We start from the raw sequence: 15,606 nt of genomic DNA, 5'->3' as shown, positions 1-15,606 counted from the left end.
ATGGCCAAGACCCTCGCACAACTGCGCACTCAGATCGACGCCGCCGACCGTGAACTGCTGGCGCTGCTCAACCGCCGCGCCGAGCTCGCCAATGAGGTGGGCGAGATCAAGCGCGCCGAAGGCTCCCCGGTGTTCCGGCCGGAACGCGAAGCCGAGGTGATTCACGGACTGCAGTCTTCCAATCCGGGGCCGCTCAAGCCGGGTAACGTGGCCAGCATCTGGCGCGAAATCATGTCGGCCTGCCGTGCGCTCGAAGCGCCGCAGCGGGTCGCCTACCTGGGCCCCGCGGGCACCTTCAGCGAAGAGGCCGCACTGCGGTTCTTCGGTACCAGCATCGAGCATGTGCCCTGCGTCAACTTCGACGAGGTGTTCCGCGCCACGGCGGCAGGCACGGCCGAATTTGGCGTGGTTCCGGTGGAGAACTCCACCGAAGGTGTGGTGGCGCGTTCGCTCGATCTGTTCCTGAACTCGCCGTTGCATATCGTGGGCGAAACCAGCCTGCTGGTGCGCCACAACCTGCTGCGCCAGAGCAATTCGCTCGAAGATATAGAGGTCGTGCTGGCGCATCCACAGGCCCTGGCCCAGTGCCAGGGCTGGCTCAACACCCATCTGCCGGATGTGGAGCGCCGCGCCGTCTCCAGCAACGCCGAAGGCGCCCGGCTGGCAGCGACACATCCGGCTTGGGCCGCTATCGCGAGTGAGCGCGCCGGCAGCGAATTCGGCCTGCACGTCGCCGCGCACGCGATCCAGGACGATGCCTTCAATCGCACCCGGTTTGCCGTGATCTGCCTGCCGCAGACGCTGCAGGCGCCGCAAGCCTCCGGCCGGGACTGTGTGAGCCTGATCGTCTCGGTGCCCAACAAGCCAGGCGCGGTGCACGACCTGCTGGTGCCGCTCAAGACCCACGGCGTATCGATGACGCGCTTCGAGTCACGCCCTGCGCGCTCGGGCCAGTGGGAATATTTTTTCTACGTTGACATCCAGGGCCACCCCTCGCAGCCAAATGTCGCCGCCGCCTTGAAGGATCTTCAAGGGCTGTGTGCGTTCTACAAGGTGCTGGGCACCTATCCGGTGGGCGACTGACCATGGCGGGCTACATGGTGCACACCGATGTTTGAGCAACTCGGACTGATTGGCTGCGGCCTCATGGGTGGCTCGTTCGCGCTCGCGCTCAAGCGCGCGGGGCTGGTCAAGCGCGTGGTCGGTTACAGCAAATCGCCTTCCACCACCGAGCGCGCGCGCCAGATGGGCGTGATCGACCTGGAAGCGCCGTCGGCGCTGCTGGCCGTATCGGGCGCCGACATCGTGCTGCTGGCGATTCCAGTGGCCGCCACCGAGGCCACTTTCAAGGCCATCAAACACCTGCTCACGCCGCAGACGCTGGTCATGGATGTGGGCTCCACCAAGCGCGACGTGGTCGATGCCGCGCGGCGGGTGCTGCGCGAACAGGTCGGCTCATTCGTGCCGGCGCATCCGATCACCGGCCGGGAAGTCTCGGGCGTGGAGCATGCGGATGCCGATCTCTATATGGGCAAGCAGGTGATCCTGACCCCGATCGAGCGCACCCTGACGGCGCACCTGCAAAAGGCGATCGAGGTCTGGACCGCACTGGGTTGCCATGTGCAGAAGATGGCGCCCGAGGCGCACGACGCGGCATTCGCGGCGGTCAGCCATCTGCCGCACCTGATTGCATTTGCGCTGATGAACGGAATCACCGGCCAGGCTGGCGGGCAGGAGTATTTATCGCTCGCAGGCCCGGGGTTTCGCGACTTCACGCGCATCGCCGCGAGCGACCCGCACATGTGGCGCGACATCATGGTCGCCAACCGCGAAGAGCTGCTCGCGCAATCCCAGATTTTTCAGCGATCGCTGCAGGCCATGGAGGCGCTGATTGCCAGCGGTAACGCCGACGCACTGGAACAGCAGATCGGGCAAGCCAGCCAGACGCGAGCCCACTGGCGCATGACCTCCGGTAAATCGGGCAAGTAAATGTTCGCGACCGAATTTCTGGATATTCCGCCGTTGCAGGCGGCGGGCGGCACGGTGGTGCTGCCCGGCTCCAAGAGCATTTCCAACCGGGTGCTGCTGCTGGCCGCGCTCAGTGCCGGCACCACCACCGTGCACGACCTGCTCGACTCCGACGACACACGGGTCATGTTGGGTGCGCTGCAACAGCTTGGCTGCGACATCGTGCGCAGCGAAGGCTGCGTTGCCATCGAAGGCTTGGGCGGCCGGCTCAAAAATGCCCGAGCCCAACTGTTCCTGGGTAACGCCGGAACCGCCATGCGCCCGCTGACTGCGGCGCTGGCGCTGCTGGGCGGCGACTTTGAGCTCAGCGGCGTGGCCCGCATGCACGAGCGCCCGATCGGCGATCTGGTCGACGCGCTGCGCCAATTGGGGTGCCGCATCGACTACCTGGGCCAGGAAGGTTATCCGCCGCTGCGCGTGGGCGCGCCCGCCTTGCAGCCGGGCGCGCCGATCCGGGTGCGCGGCGACGTATCCAGCCAGTTCCTGACGGCGCTGCTGATGGCGCTGCCACTGACAGCAGCAGCCCAGGATGTGGTGATCGAGGTCGTGGGCGAGCTGATCTCCAAGCCCTATATCGAGATCACGCTCAATCTGCTCGCGCACTTCGGCATTGCCGTGCGGCGCGACAGCTGGCAACGCTTCACCATTCCGGCGGGCAGCCGCTACCAGTCGCCGGGCGCGATCCACATCGAGGCCGACGCCTCGTCTGCTAGCTATTTCATAGCGCTCGGCGCAATCACGGCGGGAACTTCAGGCCAAAAAGACGTAAGAATTGAAGGCGTCGGCGCAGATTCCATTCAGGGCGACATCCGTTTCATTGAAGCAGCGCGCTTAATGGGCGCGCAGATCGTCAGCGGCCCGAACTGGCTTGAAGTCTCGCGCGGCGCCTGGCCGCTGCACGCCATCGATCTCGACTGCAACCACATCCCCGATGCCGCAATGACGCTGGCGATTATGGCTCTGTTTGCCGACGGCCCGAGCCTGCTGCGCAACATCGCGAGCTGGCGCGTCAAGGAGACCGACCGCCTCACCGCCATGGCCGCCGAGCTGCGCAAACTCGGCGCGATGGTGGAAGAAGGTGCCGACTTCCTGCGTGTCACGCCACCAGCCTCGCCGGCCCATTGGCGCGCGGCCAGCATTCACACCTACGACGACCACCGGGTCGCCATGTGTTTCTCGCTGGCGGCCTTCAATCCGGCGGGTCTGCCGGTTCGCATCGAAGACCCGAAGTGCGTCGCCAAAACCTTCCCGGACTACTTCGAGGCCCTGTTTGCGCTGGCCCACACGTTCGCCGCCCGCATTCCCGTGATTTGCGTGGACGGCCCCACCGCCTCGGGCAAGGGCACGCTGGCCGCCACGCTGGCGCACCGGCTCGGTTACCACTACCTGGACTCCGGGGCGCTGTACCGGATCACGGCACTGGCCGCCGGGCGCGCCGGCCTGGCGCTGGACGCAGCCCATGAAGTCGCCATTGCCGCGCTGGCGCAACGCCTGCCCGTGCGCTTTGTCGGCGACCAGGTCTGGCTCGATGGCGCCGACGTCACCGACGCCATCCGCACCGAGGAGGCCGGCATGAACGCCTCCAAAGTGTCGGCCCTGCCCGCCGTGCGCACCGCCCTGATCACACTGCAGCACAGCTTTCGCCAGCTGCCCGGGCTGGTGGCCGACGGACGCGACATGGGCACCGTCATTTTTCCCGACGCGCTGCTCAAGATCTACCTCACGGCGAGCGCCGGGCACCGGGCGGAGCGGCGCTATAAGCAATTGATTTCAAAGGGTTTTCCAGCTATACTTGACAATCTTCGGACGGACTTGGAAGCGCGCGACGCGAGGGATTCATCCCGCAGCGTTGCGCCTCTCAAACCTGCCGGAGATGCCTTGCTGCTGGACAACTCGGATTTGACGATTGAAGAATCTGTCAATCAGGTGTTGGGCTGGTGGCGGGGCAAGCAGCCGTTCGGGACCTCCTGAGCAGCCATCAGGCCCATACGGCCCGCATCGCGCCCACCGGGCGGATCGGCCGTGTGGTTTGTCAACTTAACCCGCGGCCTTATCGCTTGTCTGGCCGCAAGAAACTGCCACAGTCAGCTATAGAAACGATAGCAATCCCGCGCTCGTCAACCCTGTCTGTGTAGCCCAAGGAAACTCAATGTCTGAATCTTTCGCCGCCCTGTTTGAAGAATCACTGCAACGCTCTGAAATGCGCATGGGTGAAGTGGTCACCGCTGAAGTCGTGCGTATCGAGCACAGCTTCGTGGTGGTCAACGCTGGCCTCAAATCCGAAGCCTATGTGCCCATCGAAGAATTCAAGAACGACAAGGGCGAACTCGAAGTCCAGGTCGGCGACTTCGTCTCGGTGGCCATCGACGCCATCGAAAACGGCTATGGCGACACCATCCTGTCGCGCGACAAGGCCAAGCGCCTGGCGTCCTGGATGGCGCTCGAAAAAGCCCTGGAATCCGGCGAATTCGTCACCGGCACCACCAGCGGCAAGGTCAAGGGCGGCCTGACCGTCTTGGTCAACGGCATCCGCGCCTTCCTGCCAGGTTCGCTGATCGACACCCGACCCATCAAGGACTTGTCCCCGTACGAAAACAAGACCATGGAATTCAAGGTCATCAAGCTCGACCGCAAGCGCAACAACGTCGTGTTGTCGCGCCGCGCCGTGGTCGAGGCCAGCATGGGCGAAGAACGCGCCAAGCTGATGGAAACCCTGAAGGAAGGCGCCGTGGTGCATGGCGTGGTCAAGAACATCACCGAGTACGGTGCGTTTGTGGACCTGGGCGGCATCGACGGTTTGCTGCACATCACCGACATGGCCTGGCGCCGTGTGCGTCACCCGAGCGAAGTGGTGACAGCCGGCCAGGAAATCACCGCCAAGATCCTCAAGTTCGACACCGAGAAGAACCGCGTGTCGCTGGGCCTGAAGCAAATGGGCGACGACCCCTGGATGGGCGTGAGCCGCCGCTACCCGCAAGGCACGCGCATGTTCGGCAAGATCACCAACATCGCCGACTACGGCGCGTTTGTGGAACTCGAACCCGGCATCGAAGGCCTGGTCCACGTGTCCGAGATGGACTGGACCAACAAGAACGTGGCGCCGAGCAAGATCGTGTCGCTGGGCGACGAAGTCGAAGTCATGGTCCTCGAAATCGACGAAGACAAGCGCCGCATCAGCCTCGGGATGAAGCAGTGCAAGGCCAATCCCTGGCAGGAGTTTGCGCAGGACACCAAGCGCGGCGACCGCGTCAAGGGTCCGATCAAGTCGATCACCGACTTCGGCGTGTTCGTGGGCCTGGCTGCCGGCATCGACGGCCTGGTGCACTTGTCCGACCTGTCCTGGAACGAGCCTGGTGAAGCCGCCGTGCGCAACTACAAGAAGGGCCAGGAAGTCGAAGCCATCGTGCTGGCCGTGGATGTGGACCGCGAACGCATCTCGCTGGGCATCAAGCAGCTCGACAGCGATCCGTTCACCACCTTCACCACCATCAACGACAAGGGCCAGATCGTGACCGGCAAGGTCAAGACCGTGGACGCCCGTGGCGCTGAAATCGACCTGGGTGAAGACATCATCGGTTACCTGCGTGCTTCCGAGATCAGCCGCGACCGCGTGGAAGATGCGCGCAACGTGCTGAAAGAAGGCGACGAAGTCACCGCCGTGGTGGTCAACGTGGACCGCAAGACGCGCAACATCCAGCTGTCCATCAAGGCCAAGGACATGGCCGACCAGCAGGAAGCCATGTCAAGCCTGAGCCAGCAATCCGCGCGTGAAAACGCCGGTACGACCAGCCTGGGTGCGCTCTTGCGCGCCAAGCTGGACAACAACAATAACTAAGCCGCCGGACGGGGGCGAAGCCGCGCGTCACACCACCCTTTGCGGGGTGGCTGGACGCCCGCTTGGGCCCCCTGCCTTCGTTTCCAGATGACCCGCTCCGACCTCGTTGAAGAACTGGCTGCCCGCTTTAGTCAGCTTACGCACCGCGACGCCGAATATGCCGTCAAGACGATTCTCGACGCCATGAGCGACGCCCTGGTGCGCGGGCACCGCATCGAAATCCGTGGCTTCGGCAGTTTCTCGATCAACCGGCGCTCGCCCCGCATGGGTCGCAACCCGCGTTCGGGCGAAAGCGTGGCCATTCCGGAGAAACGCGTCCCGCATTTCAAGCCCGGCAAGGCGCTGCGTGAGGCGGTGGACAAACGCACGCAGGAGCTCGAGGCAGCAGCCAGCAAGGCTTGACGGTTGAATCCGTCGGTAGAATCTCCTCGTCACTGAGGACGATTCATGAAATACCTCATGTGGCTGCTCAAGGCAGCCATTTTTTTTACCCTGTTCGCTTTCGCGCTGAACAATCAGCAGGACACCATCGTGCATTTTTTCTTTGGCACGCAATGGCGCGCGCCGCTGGTGCTGGTGGTGCTGGCAGCTTTTGCGGCCGGCGTCGTGCTGGGCGTGCTGGGCATGGTGCCGCGCTGGTGGAAGCACCGCGTTGCCGCCAAAAAGGCCCGGCAGGGCGCCGCATCGGCGTCCCATCCCACCGACTCGGTCAGCGCCGGCATCCACGATGGACTTTGACCTGAGCTGGATTCTGCTGGGTCTGCCCATTGCATTCATCCTGGGATGGGCCGCGTCGCGGTTCGACCTGCGCCAGTTGCGCATGGAAAACCGGCAGGCGCCCAAGGCGTACTTCAAGGGCTTGAACTTTCTGCTGAACGAGCAGCAGGACCAGGCCATCGACGCCTTCATCGAGGCCGTGCAAAACGACCCGGACACGTCTGAATTGCACTTCGCGCTGGGCAACCTGTTCCGGCGCCGCGGCGAGTACGAACGGGCCGTGCGCGTGCACGAGCATCTGCTCTCGCGGGGCGACCTGAGCCGCGCCGACCGCGAACGCGCCCAGCATGCGCTGGCGCTGGATTTCCTGAAGGCGGGCCTGCTCGACCGCGCCGAAGAGGCCCTGCGCAAGCTCGAAGGCACACCGTTCGAAACGCAGGCCAGCCTGGCTTTGCTGGCCATCTTCGAGCGCTCACGCGACTGGCCGCAGGCGGCGCGGATTGCGCAAAAACTCGAAGACGCCGGCCAGGGCAGCTTCAGCGCGCGGCAGGCGCATTACCTGTGCGAGCAGGCGGCAGCCCAAACCGCCGAAGGCAACAACGCTGCCACCCACCGGCTGCTCGACCAGGCTCTGACGACGGCGCCCCATGCGCCCCGTCCGCGCATCGATCTGGCCGCCTTGCATCTGCGGCTCGGTGAAGCCGACGCCGCGTTCGAGAGCCTGCAGGCGTTGCTCGACGTGGCGCCTCTTTCGCTGCCGCTGGTGGCGCACACGCTGTGCGAAGCCGCAATGGCCTGTGGGCACTCGGCGCAGGCCTTGAGTCTTCTGAAAACCAGTTACGCGCAGGACCCCAGCCTCGACGTGCTGGACGCTATCGTGACCCTGACGGCAGCTGGCGAACCCGCACAGGAGGTGCAAGGTGGCCGCGACTGGTATCTCAAGCACCTTGAACGCGAGCCGTCACTGATCGCGGCAGCCAAATGGATTGCGGGCGAAAAGCTGGAGCACGAGCAGTTCCACCCCCAGGTGCAGCGTGCGCTGGACCACGCTGCGCGCCCGCTCATGCGCTACCGCTGCGCTGCCTGCGGCTTTGAAGCCACACAGCACTTCTGGCAATGTCCCGGCTGCCAGGCATGGGACAGCTACCCGGCACGCCGGGTCGAAGAACTCTAGTAGCGACGCCCTTCAAGTTGCCCTGCCGCGCCGGGCATCAGGGTATTCACCAACTCTTGTGACACCTGGAGGTCAACGAACGGGAGTCTGACGCCGTTATAACCAGGCAGTCCCGGCGGCTTTTCTGCCGGGTTTCTTTTACTACCAGGAGTTCCGTCAATGTTGAAGAAAATCCTCGCCATTGTGGCCATGCTGTACGCAGTTGCGTCTTTCGCTGCTGTCGATGTGAACAAGGCCACCGCGGCCGAACTCGATGGCCTCAAAGGCATCGGCCCCGGCATCTCCAGCAGGATCGTCGATGAGCGCAAGAAAGGCGACTTCAAGGACTGGAATGACTTCATCGGGCGCGTCAAGGGCGTCGGTGAAAAAAACGCTGCCACATTTTCCTCTGAAGGCATGACGGTCAACGGCGCGCCCTTCAATGGTGCAGCGGCCGCGCCCGCCGCAAAAACAAGCCAGAAGAAAGCCGACGCCAAGCCGGCTTCCGCTGCACCGACCGCTGCTGCGCCCACGGCTGCAACGGCCGCCCCCGCAGCGGCTGGCGATGCGAAGGCTGACGCCAAAGCCAAGAAAGCCGTAGACAAGGCCGCCAAAGCCGATGCCAAGAAAAAGAAGGCTGATGACGCCAAAGCGGCCAAAGCAGCCAAGGCCGCCAAAGCCGATGCCGCCAAACCGGCGGCCAGCGCTGCCAAGAATTAATTCGTCGCCCCTGAGAAACTCCAAGAATCGAGCATTGATGCGGGTTAGTGAGGTGTTGAAGTGGCCCGCAGGTTGCCAGAATTGAGGCTATCAAAGCCCCAAACCTTGCAAACTCATGGCACTGCGCGAGACCCAACATTCGGCTGAAACAGATCTGTTTCGCCAGGAACTGGCCAATCTCATCAACCTGCGCCACCCGCTGGTGCAACTGGCCCAGAAGATCGATTGGCAATCTTGCGAGCAGCGCTTTGGCGGCCTGTACAAAGCCGGCATTGGCCGCCCCGGCCATCCCATCCGTCTGATGGTCGCTCTGCAACTGCTCAAGCACACCAGCAACCTGTCGGATGAAGAAGTCGTGGCGGTGTGGGTAGAGAACCCGTACTGGCAGCACTTCTGCGGCGAGCAGTACTTTCGCCATGACCTGCCCATTGACCCCAGTCTCATGACCGGGTTTCGCAAGCGCATTGGCGAGCCCGGCTGTGAGTTCATCCTGGGCCTGACAGTGCAAGCAGGTCTGGCCACCAAGACAGTTGTCAAGACCTCGCTGGCTGTGGTCAATGTGGACACCACGGTGCAAGACAAGGCCGTGGCCTTTCCCACCGATGCCCGACTGCTGCACAAGGCGCGCGTGGCGCTGGTGCGCCAGGCCAGGAAACTCGGCATCAACCTGCGCCAAAGCTACGAACGGGTCGGCCAGGCAGCCTTCGTGCGCTCGCAGCGCTACGCCCATGCCCGCCAGATGAACCGGGCCAAGGCCCAGAACAGAAAGCTGCGCACCTACCTTGGCCGCGTCATTCGGGACATTGAGCGCAAGACGCAAAGCGATGACACGCGCACCGGGCGGATGGACAAGTTGCTGGAGATCGCAGCGCGCATCCACAGCCAGCCTAGACGGCGCAGCGAGGGCGATCCACCCAAGCTGTACAGCGTGCATGCCCCGGAAGTCGAATGCATTGCCAAAGGCAAGATCCACAAACAGTACGAATTCGGCGTGAAGGTAGGCATCGTCTCGACCAGCAAGGAGTCGTTCGTCGTCGGCGCCAAGTCGTTGTCGGGCAATCCGTATGACGGGCACACGCTGCAGGCGTGTATTGAGCAGGCTGAGCGCGTCTCAGGTTTCAAGGCCAAAGAGGCTTACACGGATCGAGGGTATCGGGGCCACGGCTGCAACAGCGGCACGCTCAAAGTCTGGATTGCCGGGGCCAAGCGCGGGGTGACGGCCGCAATCCATAGAAAGCTCAAGCGCAGGAATGCGGTGGAGCCGGTAATCGGTCACATGAAGTCGGATGGCAGACTGGCGAGAAACTTCCTCAAGGGCATCGAAGGTGATGCGATGAATGCACTGCTGTGCGGTGCTGGGCACAACATGCGCAAGATCCTCAAGAAGCTGCGGCTTCTTTGTGCCCAGTGGGGTATCACGCTGCGACAACTATTGAGCGCGGCCAGCGCTTATGCCATTCGCGCGAGACCTGCGGTTCCTTGAAAAAACGAGTTTCTCAGGGACGACTAATTCCAGGCGATCCCGTGAAAAAACCCGCTTCGGCGGGTTTTTTTATTTGTCCCACTCTCTCCGGCGATGGGCCGCCCTCTATTGCTCAGGAAACGCGGACAGCACGAGCGAAGATTTCCAGACCTTCAACTGCCCGATAGCTCCACGGGCGGGGCGTGCCGGTAGGTGGCCGGCGTGCGGCTCAGCTTGATGGGCGACGCCACACCAGTGTAGTTGTCGCCGATGCGCACGACCATTTCCCGATGGGCGGTGTGGGGGTGTTGCAGAGCCGCGTCCACCGTCAGGATGGGGGCGCACGGCACGCCGATTTGCATCAGCGCCTCGGCCAGCGCCGCGCCGTCATGCCGGGACAGCTCGGTCTCTAACAGCTGGCGCAGCACGGCGCGATGCTGCGATCGCGAATACGTCTTGACAAAACGCTCGTCCTGCGCCAGCTCCGGTGTCCCGAGGTGCCGGCACAGCAGTTCGAATTGCCGGTCATTGCCGACGGCCAGAAAAATAGGCACGGTGTGCGTCGCAAACGCGTCGTAGGGGTAGATGTTGGGGTGTGCGTTGCCCGTGAGTTTCGGCTTTTGGCCGTCCGCAAACCAGTTCGCCGCGTGCGGGTGCAGCAAGGACAGGCCGCAATCGAACAGGCTGGCCTCGACAAACTGCCCGCGGCCACTGCGCTCTCGTTCTTGTAGCGCCAGCAGCACGCCCAGAGCCGCGTTCAATCCGGTGACCAGATCCACCACTGGCAGTCCGACCCGCAGCGGCTCGCCGCCCACTTCGCCGTTGACGCTCATGATGCCGGTGAGCGCCTGCACCGCGGCGTCATAACCCGCCAGACCACCGAGCGGGCCGTCGGCGCCGAACCCGCTTACGCGGCAATGGATCAGACGCGGAAACCGCTGCGCCAGGGCCTCGTAGCCCAGGCCCCATTTCTCCAGGGTTCCCGTCTTGAAGTTCTCGATCAACACATCCGCGCCTTCGAGCAGCCCCAACAGCATGCTTTGCCCACGCTCGCTGGCCAGGTCGAGCTGCGTGCCGAGCTTGTTGCGGTTCAGACCCATGTAATAAGACGCCACGCCGTTCTGGAACGGAGGCCCCCAGGCGCGCGTGTCGTCGCCCTGAGGCGGCTCGACCTTGAGCACGTCGGCGCCATGGTCACCCAGGATCTGGCCGCAGTACGGGCCGCCCAGAATGCGCGACACGTCAATCACCCGGATGCCGGCCAGCGCGCCGGGCTTGGAACTATCTGCCATCACGGACTCCATTGGGTGTGGGTGGGTCGTTGCCGATGCTCAGTCGAGCTTCGCACCTGAGGTCTTGACCACATCGCGCCACTTGACCACTTCGCTGCGCATGAAGGTCGCCAGCTGGGCCGGGGTGGTGGCAGGCGCCGGCTCCAGGCCTTGTGCCGTCAGGGTCTTGCGCACATCCGGCTGGGCCAACGCTTTGACGAAGGCGGCATTCAGGCGCGTGATGGTTTCCTGCTGCGTCCCCGCAGGGGCCACGATGCCGAAGAACACGCTCACATCGAATCCCTTCAAGCCCTGCTCCGCGAGCGTCGGCACATCGGGGAGGACTTGCGAGCGTGTGGCCGTGGTCACGCCCAGGACGCGCAGCTTGCCGGCCTTGATGTGCGGCAACGCCGTCAGCACGTCGGTGAATGCCATGGCGACCTGCCCGCCGAGCAGATCGTTCAGTGCAGGCCCCGTTCCTTTGTAGGGAATGTGCTGAACATCGGTGCCCGCCATCGAATTGAACATCACGCCCGCCAGATGGGATGACGCACCGTTGCCGGAAGAGGCAAAGGAGAGTTTGCCCGGATTGGCCTTGGCGTAGGCAATCAGTTCCTTGACGTTGTGGGCCGGCACACTGGGGTTGACCACCAGCACATTGGGCAGATGCCCGATCTGGATGACGGGCGCGAAGCTCTTGATCGGGTCGTAGGTGATTTTGCCGTACAGGCTCACGTTGATGGCAAGCGGGCCGGAGGTTCCAAACAGCAACGTGTAGCCATCGGGCTGGGCGCGCGCCACATAGTCCGCGCCGATGTTGCCACCGGCGCCGGGCCGGTTGTCCACGATCATGGGCTGCCCGAGTACTGGGCCGAGCGCGTGGGCCAAGGTACGGGCCATGGCATCGGTGGGCCCACCGGCGGCGAATGGCACCACCAGCGTCAGCGGCTTGCTCGGAAAATCCTTCTGCGCCAGCGCTGCAGCGCTCACCATCAGGCCGAGACCGAGCCCCAAAATAATTCTGCGGATATTCATGTTTGTCCTTTGATTGAGTAAGCCGGCACAGCGCGCGGCGATGAAAAATGGATGAATGAAAAGATGGCCAAGACCTGCCCGGCTATTTAGGCCACAGCAGTCCCTGCGCCGGATTTCGCCTGCGCCGCCGTACCAAACAGCGCCGCCAGATCGTCGGCGTGATCCAGATCCGCGGTGAGCGGATCGTTCGGCAACAGCCGGTGTTGAAGCACCAGCCCAGCCAGCCGCATTCTGGCGAGCGAACCCGTTTGGCTGGCCTCCCAGGCCATCGCCACCGACGTGGTCAGGTGGTACAGCGCCGAGGCCGCGCGCCGCGCCAGCGCCTCCCCGCCATCGCCAACCGCCACATTCGCCAGCGCCGTGACGCGAACCAGCGTGGCAGCAAACCGCTCGCGCAACCCCTGGTCCAGCTTGGCCTCGCTCAAAAGACCTTCCAGATAAGCCACCAGCGCCGTGAGCGAGTCTTCACGCCGGATGGCGCGGATGACGTCCAGCGCCACGATGTTGCTGGTGCCCTCCCAGATGGAACCCAGATGCGCATCGCGCACCAGGCGCGGATCGCTCCACTCCTCGATGTAGCCGCAGCCGCCACGCACTTCCATGGCATCGCCCGTGACCTTGCGCGCATCCCGGCAAGCGCGGAACTTGATCAGCGGCGTCAGAATGCGCACCAGCTGGTAGGCCGTGGCATCGCCCGCGTCGGCGCGGCGCAGGGCCTCGGCGGTCTGGAACATCATGGTGCGCGCCTGCTCGCTGGGCAGCAGCAGCTTCACCAGTTGGCGGCGCATCAACGGCAGATCGATCAATTTGCGGCCGAAGGCTTCGCGATGGCGCGCGATGAAGAACGCCTCGCCCACCGCGCGGCGCATGAGGCCAGCGGCGCGCACGCCGTTCGACAGGCGCGAGTTGTTCACCATGTCGGCCATTTGCACAAAGCCGCGCCCTTCCTGGCCGACCAGATATGCCAGCGCCCCGTCGAGCCGGATTTCGCCGCTGGCCATGGAGCGCGTGCCCATCTTGTCTTTGAGGCGGACGATGCGATAGGCATTCAACGAGCCGTCCGGCCGATGGCGGGGCAGCAAAAACAGCGAGACTCCACGAATGCCCGCTGCGGCCTCCCCGGTGCGCGCCAGCACCATGGCCAGTTCGGCATCCGGGTTGGAGCAGAACCATTTGTCGCCGCTCAAGCGCCAGGCATCGCCCTCGCCATCACCACTACGTTCGGCCAGCGTAGCGGTGGCGGCCACGTCGGAGCCCGCGCCCTGCTCGGTCATGAACATGGCGCCCTGCGCCAGCGTCTCGACATCCTGCGAGATCAGCGCGGGCAGGTAGCGGGCCACCAGGGCCGGCTCGCCAAACTTGCGCAGCGTGCGGGCCAGCGAATCGGTCATGGACAGCGGGCAGCACAGGCCGAACTCGGCCTGCACGAAGAGAAACGTCAGCGCATATTTGGCAGCGGCAGGCAGCGTCTGCGGCCAGTCAAAAACACCGGCGCGGTGCGACATGGCGGCCAGTCCGAACTCCGAGAACGCCAGGCGCTCCATCTCGACATAGGCCGGATGCTTGACGATGCGCTGGGCGTCCACGCCCGTGCGCGAGCGGTGCTCCAGGGTCGGCGCGTTGTGGTCCGCGGTGTTGGCGAGTTCATCCAGCGGGCCGCCGGCCAGCGCGCCAAGCCGCTTGAAATGGGGCAGCAAGTGGGCATGCAGCGGCTCCGGCAGGTAGAGCCCCAGCAGCGACTGCAGCTCGGCGTCGTCATCGAACAGGTTCGTGCCGCTGCGATCGGGAATCGCAAGTGTGGCATTGGCGGCGTTCGCAAATCGCTGGCCCATAGTCTGTCTCCATTGGTGGTATGGATTGATTATTCGGCGCCTGTGATCTAATTTCCAATACCGAATATCACTTGTTCAATACAAATCTTGAATCATGATGGAACTTCGACACCTGCGTTACTTTGTCGTGCTGGCCGATGAGTTGCACTTTGGCCGGGCCGCCCAGCGCCTGGCCATGACGCAGCCACCGCTGAGCTTCAACATCAAGCAGCTGGAGGCGTCGCTGGGCGTCACGCTGTTCGAGCGCAGCAGCAAGGGCGTCAAGCTGACGCCGGCCGGCGACAGCTTTTGCGAATCGGCGCTGCGGCTGCTGGCCGAGGCCGAGCAGGCGCAAACCCTGGCGCGGCAGGTGGCGGCGGGCACCACCAGCAAGCTGCGGGTGGGCTTTGTAGGGTCGATGATCTTCCGCGGCCTGCCCGAGCGACTGCGCAGCTTTCAGGAAGCCCATCCGCTGGTCCAGGTCCAGTTGACCGAGTTGAACTCGGCCGAGCAGGTGGAGGCGATAGGGCGCCGGCAACTCGATGTCGGCTTTGTCCACACCAGCCGCATACCGGCCGACATGAAGCGCTTCATGTACATGTCCGAGCCCTTTGTCTGCTGCCTGCCCCAGTCCCATCCGGCCGCGCGCCAGGCCAGCGTTGAACTGCGTGAGCTGTCCAGCGACGCCTTCATCCTGTTCTCGCGCGGCGCCTCCCCTGACTACTTTGAGCGCATCCTCGCCCTGTGCGCCGAGCAGGGTTTGCAGCCGCTGGTCAAGCACGAAGTACGGCATTGGTTGAGCGTGGTCTCGCTGGTGGCCAAAGGCGTGGGCGTCGCCGTGGTTCCGAATGCGCTGCGCGAGGCCGGCATCGCCGGCGCGCGGTTCGTGCCCTTGAGCGACTCCAAGTACCGCTCCGAGGTCCATTGCGTCTGGCAGGAGCGGCGCCTGCCGACGGCATTGCCTGCACTCCTGGACGTGTTCCGGGCTACACCAGCGCAATCAAGTCCGTCACCCCCACGTCCACGCCGGCCTGCATGAGCAACGTGGTCACCTGCCCGCGGTGGTGCGTCTGGTGATTGAAAAAATGCGTCATGGCCTGCCACATCGGGTGCGCGCGCTGCACACCCTTGGTGTTGCTGTAGCGCATGGTGCGCGTCAAAAAGTCATCGGGCATTTCGGCGACCCAGGCTTCGATGGCGGCGTCCAGCGCCTCGCGCGTGCGTTTGAGATCGTGCCAATCCGGATGCAAATCGCTGGTGTAGTCCGAGCCTTCGGGCAGGGTCAGCAGCTCGGGCGGGAACGCCTCGAATGCCACGGCCTGGCGCGCAAAGCGTTGCAGCCACATCTTGTCGGCCAGCACCAGATGAGTGAGCGTATGGTGGATGGAGCCAAAGAAAGCGCCGCGATCACGCTTGCGCTCCACATCGTCAAGTTTTTCGCAGGCGTCGTACAGCCGCCCGTTGAACCAGCGGTTGTAGCGAGCGAGAAAACGGTAGTTATCTGAAAAGGCGTTTGTTGTCATCAAAACTCCTTAATTGATAGCATGCAGCGCATACCGGACAAGGGCTACAGC

14 protein-coding genes are annotated in these 15,606 nt (G+C 63.9%); 10 read left to right on the top strand and 4 right to left on the bottom strand.

Annotated elements, in window-relative coordinates:
- The 9 genes from pheA (at nt 1) to EUB48_RS06775 (ending at nt 9,936) form a co-directional block, all read left to right on the top strand.
- Nucleotides 1-1,083: a prephenate dehydratase gene (gene pheA, locus EUB48_RS06815; RefSeq protein ID WP_142818178.1), complete on the top strand. Its 1,083-nt coding sequence runs from the start codon at nt 1-3 to the stop codon at nt 1,081-1,083.
- A 27-nt stretch (nt 1,084-1,110) separates the two neighbouring features.
- The gene (locus tag EUB48_RS06810) at nt 1,111-1,989 is read left to right on the top strand and encodes a prephenate dehydrogenase (RefSeq protein ID WP_142818176.1); all 879 of its coding nucleotides are present in this window, start codon (nt 1,111-1,113) and stop codon (nt 1,987-1,989) included.
- Nucleotides 1,990-3,999 (top strand): bifunctional 3-phosphoshikimate 1-carboxyvinyltransferase/cytidylate kinase, encoded by a 2,010-nt coding sequence (locus tag EUB48_RS06805; RefSeq protein ID WP_142818175.1) that lies wholly within the window; start codon nt 1,990-1,992, stop codon nt 3,997-3,999.
- Between the two features lie 178 nt (nt 4,000-4,177).
- Entirely contained in the window at nt 4,178-5,863 is a 1,686-nt protein-coding gene (gene rpsA / locus EUB48_RS06800; protein ID WP_077560551.1) for a 30S ribosomal protein S1, read from the top strand.
- An 87-nt stretch (nt 5,864-5,950) separates the two neighbouring features.
- Complete coding sequence (locus EUB48_RS06795) at nt 5,951-6,265, top strand: integration host factor subunit beta (protein WP_142818174.1); 315 nt, start codon at nt 5,951-5,953, stop codon at nt 6,263-6,265.
- A gap of 45 nt (nt 6,266-6,310) precedes the next feature.
- Nucleotides 6,311-6,601, top strand: a complete 291-nt coding sequence (locus EUB48_RS06790) for a LapA family protein (protein WP_142818173.1) — start codon at nt 6,311-6,313, stop codon at nt 6,599-6,601.
- Nucleotides 6,591-7,754 carry a lipopolysaccharide assembly protein LapB gene (lapB, locus tag EUB48_RS06785; protein WP_142818172.1) on the top strand — a complete coding sequence of 388 codons (1,164 nt, stop codon included), beginning with the start codon at nt 6,591-6,593 and terminating at the stop codon, nt 7,752-7,754. Before EUB48_RS06790 ends, lapB begins: the two co-directional genes overlap by 11 nt.
- A 159-nt stretch (nt 7,755-7,913) precedes the next feature.
- A complete protein-coding gene (locus EUB48_RS06780; protein WP_142818171.1) occupies nt 7,914-8,453 on the top strand; it encodes a ComEA family DNA-binding protein in 540 nt (179 codons plus the stop codon).
- A gap of 115 nt (nt 8,454-8,568) precedes the next feature.
- On the top strand, nt 8,569-9,936 hold the full coding sequence (locus EUB48_RS06775) for an IS5 family transposase (RefSeq protein WP_244618354.1): 1,368 nt from the start codon (nt 8,569-8,571) through the stop codon (nt 9,934-9,936).
- Nucleotides 9,937-10,088: 152 nt separating this feature from the next.
- Here the strand turns inward: EUB48_RS06775 and EUB48_RS06770 are convergent, their stop codons facing one another.
- The 3 genes from EUB48_RS06770 to EUB48_RS06760 all read right to left on the bottom strand — a co-directional run bounded on the left by EUB48_RS06770 (nt 10,089) and on the right by EUB48_RS06760 (nt 14,053).
- Entirely contained in the window at nt 10,089-11,207 is a 1,119-nt protein-coding gene (locus EUB48_RS06770; RefSeq protein ID WP_142818170.1) for a CaiB/BaiF CoA transferase family protein, read from the bottom strand.
- A gap of 39 nt (nt 11,208-11,246) precedes the next feature.
- Nucleotides 11,247-12,221: a Bug family tripartite tricarboxylate transporter substrate binding protein gene (locus EUB48_RS06765; RefSeq protein WP_142818169.1), complete on the bottom strand. Its 975-nt coding sequence runs from the start codon at nt 12,219-12,221 to the stop codon at nt 11,247-11,249.
- 86 nt (nt 12,222-12,307) lie between these two features.
- Complete coding sequence (locus EUB48_RS06760) at nt 12,308-14,053, bottom strand: acyl-CoA dehydrogenase family protein (protein ID WP_142818168.1); 1,746 nt, start codon at nt 14,051-14,053, stop codon at nt 12,308-12,310.
- Nucleotides 14,054-14,147: 94 nt separating this feature from the next.
- Between EUB48_RS06760 and EUB48_RS06755 the strand changes: the two genes are divergently transcribed.
- Nucleotides 14,148-15,071, top strand: coding sequence for a LysR family transcriptional regulator (locus EUB48_RS06755; RefSeq protein WP_338052430.1), 924 nt, complete (start codon nt 14,148-14,150; stop codon nt 15,069-15,071).
- Here the strand turns inward: EUB48_RS06755 and EUB48_RS06750 are convergent.
- Nucleotides 15,019-15,555, bottom strand: coding sequence for a DinB family protein (locus EUB48_RS06750; protein ID WP_142818167.1), 537 nt, complete (start codon nt 15,553-15,555; stop codon nt 15,019-15,021). The genes EUB48_RS06755 and EUB48_RS06750 overlap by 53 nt on opposite strands.
- Between the last annotated feature and the right edge of the window lie 51 nt (nt 15,556-15,606).

This window comes from Rhodoferax sediminis (assembly GCF_006970865.1).
GTDB lineage: Bacteria > Pseudomonadota > Gammaproteobacteria > Burkholderiales > Burkholderiaceae_C > Rhodoferax_A > Rhodoferax_A sediminis.
Note: the sequence above shows the minus strand (reverse complement) of the source record. Positions and strands in the feature narration are given on the sequence as shown.